Source organism: Ruegeria sp. AE4, assembly GCF_056542185.1.
On sequence record NZ_JBQFZK010000003.1, the window covers coordinates 276523 to 282522 of the forward strand.

A 6000-nucleotide genomic window follows, 5' to 3' on the forward strand; every position below is an offset into this window, starting at 1 on the left:
GCCTTGGGGACAATAAAATAATTTTTGCTGACCGGGAAAACCCGGCAGCGCGAGGCAGACAGAGGCAAAGATCGTGCAGATTCGGCGGACAGTTCCGGCCCGAATGGGCTTTTTCCTTATAGCGTTGCTATGTGTGCTGGCGTTTGCGCCGCTCAGGTCCATAGCGGCGCCTTATGCAGCTATGGTGATTGACGCCCGAACTGGCGAGGTGCTGCATTCACGAAATGCGGATGCGCGGCTGCACCCGGCCTCGCTGACCAAGATGATGACGCTCTATATCGCGTTTGAGGCGGTGCGAAACGGCGAGATCACACTGGATACACCCGTTCGGATTACCCAGAAGGCAGCCGCAGAGCCCCCGTCGAAGCTGGGCCTGCGCGCGGGCCAGACGATTGCGTTCCGCTATCTGATCCGCGCCGCTGCGGTAAAATCGGCCAACGACGCGGCCACGGCGATCGGCATTGCCATCAGTGGCTCGGAAGCGGCCTTTGCCCGCCGTATGACCCGAACCGCCAAAGCGATGGGGATGAGCCGCACGACCTTCAAGAATGCGCATGGTCTGACCGAGGCAGGGCACCTGTCCAGCGCGCGCGACATGACCACGCTGGGACGGCATCTGCTGTATGATTACCCGCAGTATTATAACCTGTTCTCGCGCCAATCGACGGATGCCGGTATCAAGACTGTTCCCAACACCAACCGCCGCCTGCTGGCGGCCTATAAGGGTGCGGACGGAATAAAGACCGGATACACACGTGCGGCGGGGTTCAACCTGGTGGCGTCGGCTAAACGCAAGGATGAGCGTATCATCGCAACTGTCTTTGGCGGTAAATCCGGGGCGTCGCGGAACGCCAAGGTTGCGGAATTGCTGGATCTGGGGTTTCGCCGTGCCCCGTCTCGTGCACCTATCCGCAAACCTGAGCGCCCGGTCTATGCGGGCAATGTCGGGTTGGGGGGCGATACCCAGGTCGCAGCGCTGAGCGGAGCACCGAAATCCAGCCTGCGCCCGCTTGGGCGCCCGAGTGCCGGGACACAGGTTGCAAGTGCGGTTGCTGCATCGGCAGACCAGAACAGCGACCGTATCAGCAGCGGCATTGCCGCAGCGATTGCCGAAGCGGATGTTGCCCCAACCGCCCCGCCGGTTGAAACGTCGGACACCCGCCCGGCATTGCGCCCGGACAATCTGGTGCTGGCCTCGACCGAGCCCGCCAGCCCACCAGAGCCCGAGCAGGAAGTGATTACCCGCCTGTCCTCGTCCGGTGGGCATCTGTGGGGGGTCAATGTGGGCCGCTACACCACACGATACGAGGCCGAGAAGATTCTGCTGAAAACGGCGCTGTCGGAGATGACCACGCTGGATGGCAGTCTGCGCAAGGTCAGTCAGAGCTCGCGCGGCTTTGATGCGACATTCCAGGGCATGACGCGGGAACAGGCCGATCTTGCGTGTCGCCGTCTGCAAGCCCGCAATGTCACCTGTTTCATGATCGGGCCATCATAAGGTCCGGCATATTCTCTCCTGTTGGGTCTGGGCTGCGGTCATCCGCGGCCCTTTTTTAATCGAAGACGTGACCGTGCTGATATTGTTCGTCCTGTCCCGCGGCGGCGGTCAGGGCGGCGACATTGTCCTTGGTGAAGAACCCGTCATACTTGTGACACCGTTCGATATATTCAGTGATCAGCAGCGTGTTCTTCGAGTGTTTCGAGAAGATCTGTTTCAGGTTCGGGTCGTCTTTGCATTCGCCCACCACATGGGCCAGGAACGGCACGCCCTTGTCCTTAAGCGTGTTCACGACAAAGTCGACATTCTTTTCCCCGGCACCATGGTCGCCATCCTTGATCTCGACGGCCATGTGATGCAGGCGACGGCCAAAATTGCGCACAAAATCCTCGGTCGGCATCGGCAGCTTGGCGAATGAGTTGACGAAGGACGGCGTGTTGTTGGCGGTGAAAACCTTGGCCGGAGATTTCTTGTCATCGTCCACATTGGCGTTGCGGTTCACATTGGTGGACGAGTTCATGTCGAAGATGTTGTAAGCCCCCCAGAAATAATAGGGCACCATGGTCAGGAATTCGAGGATCGCATCCTCGCGCTCACCCGCCAGCACGCGCGTCGCCAGATGATCGATGCCCAGCATCAAAGGAGCGATTTTGCTGTCAGATCCGAACGCGGCTGCCTGATCCAGCCGGGCTTGTTCCGCGTCGCTCAATAACACGCGATCACCAAGGCCCAGGCTGTCTGTGTCGTTGAAATCATGTGTCGAATACCCGACCCGGTTGCAGGTGAAATCCGACGGGGTCGTAAAGCGGAAGCCGTCCAATGTGTAGAACGGGTTTTCTGTGTCTCCCGCATATTCGAAGCGGATATTCTGATCCTCAAGCGTCCCGGTCAGCGCCTTCAGATCACAGGCGCCGAAAATCTCGCCAACATACCGCGTTTGCGGCGTGTTGCGGGCCAGCGGGTACATGCGATTGATGCGGGGAATGAAGTCTTCGAAACCTGGGCAGAGCGGGGCCATCACGATCAGCGCGGGATAGTCGGGATGCGAATGCAGGACCGAAAATTTGTGGGTCTGCCCCAGATAGCTGGCTGTGTGGCGATAGGGTGTCATCACGTAAAGTTCGACCAGCGTATCGAACAGCGCGTCGGTTTCGACCTGCATACAGATTGCGCGCATTGGCCCGACCTGCCCGGCGATGCCCGAGCTTGTCCGGCGCTCGTAGATTTTCGGCAGGTATTCCGCGAAGAAGTCCGAGTTCTTCTTGTCGCCCCGGGGTTGATAGGACATCAGATCAAAGGACATTCGACTACCTCCTTGCGCGACACCCCAACCGGGGCGAGCTATCGTTTGAAATTGTAGGTTTCAGAACATGTGCTTGCCCGTCATGCTAGGCGCTGAGACCTGTACGGGCAACAGTCGTGAAATTGGGTTGCCGACGTTAACGCATGATGGTCAGCGGGTGAATTTTGTGACCTCGACACCGCCTCCGATCAGGTTGTCGCGAACCGAGCGGGCGATTTGAACCGCGCTCGGGCCGTCGCCGTGCAGGCAGATTGTGTCGATGGACGTTTCCAGCCGCTTGCCGCTTTCGGTGATGATCGCACCTTCGCGGACCATGTTCAGGATGCGAGGTCCGGCGACGTCGGCGTCGTGGATGACGGCGCCGGGCAGGCTGCGATCAACCAGTGTTCCGTCGTCGTTATATGCACGGTCGGCGAAAATCTCGCCCACCCAATTGCACCCGAGTTCACGCACGGCTGCTTCCTGTTTTGTCGCGGCCAGCACCATGACGATGATATCGGGATTAACATCCAATGCGCCCTGATAACAGGCGCGCGCCATATAGATATCGGCTGAACACATATTGGCCAGCGCCCCGTGCAGTTTCAGGTGCCGTACCTTGGTACCAACTGCGGTGGCCATGCCGATTGCGGCCCCCAGCTGATACCGGACCAGATTGCGCAGGTTGTCATGGGGCAACTTCATGTTCCGCCGACCAAACCCCTGTAAATCGGGAAAGCCGGGATGCGCGCCGATGCCTACGTCATTTTCGGCCGCCAATTTCATCGTCGATGCCATTACATCCGGATCACCGGCATGAAACCCACAAGCGATGTTGGCCGAGGTGATGATTTTCAGCAGGCTTTCGTCATCGCCCATTTTCCAGGGGCCAAAACTTTCCCCCAAATCGGCATTCAGATCGACGCTTGGCATTGGCACATCTCCTTAGTCGGTGGCAGAGATCACTCCGCCGATCAATTGGTAGGACAACAGGTCCGGTATGTCATGGGGATCACGCACCAGTGCCTCGACTTTTGAGGGCAGGCGCGCAAGGTCTGACAGGAACGCTTTGTGCATTTCTTCAGCCTGTTCCATGCTGACAAATTCGAACCGGATGTCGCCGCCTGCGGGTGTCTGTGCCGCGCGGGGCATATCGCATGGCAGAACGGTCGCGATACGAGGGTACCCGCCCGTGGTCTGACATTCCGGCAACAGGATGAACGGCTCGCCAGTGCCGGTCATCTGGATATCGCCGGGGGTGATCACCTCGGACAAGATGTTCAGCTGGCCCGAGGCCGCAAAGCCGTCGCCGTCGCTGTCCACCTGCATGCCCATTCGGTTGGCGCGTGCGCCGCGCCGGAAATTGGTTTGGGCAAACCGTTCAAGTGTTGCGCCATCAAACAAAGGGGTCTGAAAGCTGGCAACCACATGCAGCACCCCACCCGAAAACCGCTCGGCAGCAGCCAGTTTCATCCCAATGTTGCCTGCATCCGGTCCACAGGTCAGCCTGTCTCCCTGCTGCAGCGCCCGGCCAATCCGCGCTGTCAGATGGGTGGAGCGGGACCCCAGAAAAACCTCGGCTTCGATGCCGCCGCCCAGATGCAGATAGCCATAGTTTCCTGCCAGCGTCGCCCCGATGTTCAGCTTTTGCCCGGCGCTCAGTTGGTGCGACGCGTTCCAGGCCGCAGGGCTGCCATCAATGCTGGCCTGCATTCGTGCGCCAGTCAGGGCGATGCGCATGTTATGCGTCGCCTCGAACTCGCCCCCCATCCCGACCATTTCCAGCGCCGCAAGGTTTGGGCTCTGATCCAGCAACGCCGCCCCTTCGTGCAAGGCCAAAATGTCCGCGGCCCCGGACCGGGACAGCCCCTGATCCAGATACCCTGTGCGCCCCTGATCCTGAATGGTGCAGGTCGGGCCAATCCGGTGGACAATAAGGCTCATGGCGCAATCTCCTCACAGGTTGCGCCGCCTGTGCCGTCCTCGTTGTTGGCCTTGATGTGTTCCAGAACGTCTCGGGAAACGGGCTCGAACAACAGTTCATCGCCGGGTCTGAGGGTAAAGGCCTCGACCCTTTCGGGACGGAAACACCGAAAGGCGGTCTGCCCGATATGCCGCCACCCGGTTGGCGTCGGCCCGGAAAACAGAACAAATTGCGAGATCGCCAGAACCAAAGCCCCTTCCGGCACCATGGGGGTCAGGCTTTGCAGCCGGGGAATGTTGAATTCGGGTCCCAGAGGCCCAAGATAAGGCTGCCCCGGAGCGAAGCCGATGGTCAGAACCCGCACGCGGGACTGTCCAAGCCGACGTATTGCTTCTTCCGGCGACAGGCCGGCAGCAGCGGCGGCATCGTCAAGCTGGGGGGCAAGGTCGGTCCCGTAAACTGTCGGAACGCGCCACAACCTGCGACCCGCGGGCAGGGGTGTAGTGTACCAGTCCTTCTGGTCAACCAGATCCCGAAGCTTTTGCAGCATCTTCTGATGAGAGATGCACTGCGTGTCGAACCGAACAAAGGCCGAGCCCAGGGAGGCTGACGACTCGGTCACCTCATCCCAGTGCAGACGATCCACTTCGGCCCGAAACGCCAGCGCTGCCCGGTTCGCGGTGTCGGTCATCGTATCCGCAAAGGTCACCAGCGCGCCGTCAAATCCGACGGTTCTGACCAAAGGAAACTGAATGTTGCGCGCCATTGCTGATCTGCTTTCGGATCGAAGAGTGAATTGGTGGAACCTGACCGCATCTTTAGGGGATACGCAAGACAGGGCGTTCAATAGCGGACATTGTGCCTGTTCCGTCCATATCCCGGCAGGGAGCGACCCGCAGTATTAGGCGTCCGGCGGGGGTGAGAGGTTTTTGACCGGATTCTGGCCGCAGTTCCGACTCGTTTTCCCGTTTCGAGTCGCCCTGACTTGTATCTTGAAATCGCGGAGTCTCTATATCTTGTGTCGGCCCATTTTGTCTTATGGGGCTTGCCAGTCAGATCGTGCCTAAAAGTACCCGGACAGATGGGTGGAGGCCAATTTTGAATGAATGTAAGCTATTGAAATAACGAAATAAACAAAGAAAATTCAAAAAAAAGACCAATAACGTCATTTTCCGCTTGCGGGTTTTGAGAGTAATACTTAGAACCCCCTTCACCGGCGCAACTGAGGTTGGCCTGACGGACTGGAAAGACGGTTGAGACGCACCGGAGAGACGGTGGGCATCTGAGGTTGAGGTT

5 protein-coding genes are annotated in these 6000 nt (G+C 59.0%); 1 reads left to right on the top strand and 4 read right to left on the bottom strand.

Annotated elements, in window-relative coordinates; all coding sequences use genetic code 11:
* The first annotated feature begins 103 nt into the window (after window positions 1-103).
* Window positions 104-1498, top strand: coding sequence for a D-alanyl-D-alanine carboxypeptidase family protein (locus tag ACR0EK_RS07975; protein WP_480483349.1), 1395 nt, complete (start codon window positions 104-106; stop codon window positions 1496-1498).
* Window positions 1499-1553: 55 nt separating this feature from the next.
* On the opposite strand, the gene ACR0EK_RS07980 is transcribed toward ACR0EK_RS07975, so the two are convergent.
* The 4 genes from ACR0EK_RS07980 to ACR0EK_RS07995 all read right to left on the bottom strand — a co-directional run bounded on the left by ACR0EK_RS07980 (window position 1554) and on the right by ACR0EK_RS07995 (window position 5470).
* The gene (locus tag ACR0EK_RS07980) at window positions 1554-2801 is read right to left on the bottom strand and encodes a hypothetical protein (protein WP_480899365.1); all 1248 of its coding nucleotides are present in this window, start codon (window positions 2799-2801) and stop codon (window positions 1554-1556) included.
* Between the two features lie 150 nt (window positions 2802-2951).
* On the bottom strand, window positions 2952-3713 hold the full coding sequence (locus tag ACR0EK_RS07985; RefSeq protein WP_480899367.1) for a LamB/YcsF family protein: 762 nt from the start codon (window positions 3711-3713) through the stop codon (window positions 2952-2954).
* Window positions 3714-3725: 12 nt separating this feature from the next.
* Entirely contained in the window at window positions 3726-4724 is a 999-nt protein-coding gene (locus ACR0EK_RS07990; RefSeq protein WP_480899369.1) for a 5-oxoprolinase subunit C family protein, read from the bottom strand.
* Window positions 4721-5470: a 5-oxoprolinase subunit B family protein gene (locus tag ACR0EK_RS07995; RefSeq protein WP_480899370.1), complete on the bottom strand. Its 750-nt coding sequence runs from the start codon at window positions 5468-5470 to the stop codon at window positions 4721-4723. Before ACR0EK_RS07995 ends, ACR0EK_RS07990 begins: the two co-directional genes overlap by 4 nt.
* Window positions 5471-6000: the final 530 nt, after the last annotated feature.